Raw genomic sequence first — 666 nt, forward strand, 5'->3', positions numbered from 1 at the left:
GACTCTGGCGAAACTGTTCCAGCCGCGGCATCAGCCACAGCAGCCCGAAGCTGGGCGACGAGTGCAACCGCAGGCAATCGAGGCTGACATCGCTGGCGGCACGCTCTGTCGCCACCGCGAGGCTGTGCAGAATGCCGGACACTTCAGTCAGGTATTGCTCGCCCACTGGCGTCAACGTCACGCCTCTGGCTGTTCTGAGAAACAGCTGACGCCCGATCATCGCTTCCAGTTTGGCCAATTGGTGACTGACCGCCGACGGGGTCAAATCCAGCAGTTCGGCCGCGCGGGCAACGTTGCCGAAGCGGGCCGTTTGCTCAAAGGCCTGAATGGCTTTCAGGGGAGGCAGGGTCGCAGGTGCTTCGCCAGATGAACTCATGATGATTGTTTTTCCGCTGCAAGTGGCTTGGGCCGGGCTTGTGGCTATTCAAACATCGGCAGACAACGCTGGCGAGTGCTGAATTTTTTGCAGCACCCAGTGAAGTTTGCGTTATTGCTCAGGGCCGGTCTGGAGGACAAGCTGAGTCATCGGTTCATTGCGAACCGGGCCAATAAAAACAATTCGAGGTATTCCTCCATGCTTCTCCAAGGCAAAGTCGCAATCATCACCGGTGCCGCATCTGCCCGTGGCATCGGCCGCGCTACTGCGACGACGTTCGCACAACAAGG

1 protein-coding gene and 1 pseudogene are annotated in these 666 nt (G+C 58.9%); one reads left to right on the forward strand and one right to left on the reverse strand.

Annotated features, from left to right (window positions below; all coding sequences use genetic code 11):
- The coding region (locus BK660_RS31425) for a LysR family transcriptional regulator (RefSeq protein WP_123436450.1) at nt 1–376 on the reverse strand (376 nt) is incomplete at its 3' end.
- Nucleotides 377–574: 198 nt separating this feature from the next.
- Here BK660_RS31425 and BK660_RS31430 point away from each other — a divergent pair.
- Nucleotides 575–666 (forward strand): annotated as a pseudogene (locus BK660_RS31430) (short-chain dehydrogenase); the annotation flags it as partial.

Source organism: Pseudomonas brassicacearum (genome assembly GCF_003732265.1).
GTDB classification, from domain to species: domain Bacteria; phylum Pseudomonadota; class Gammaproteobacteria; order Pseudomonadales; family Pseudomonadaceae; genus Aquipseudomonas; species Aquipseudomonas brassicacearum_D.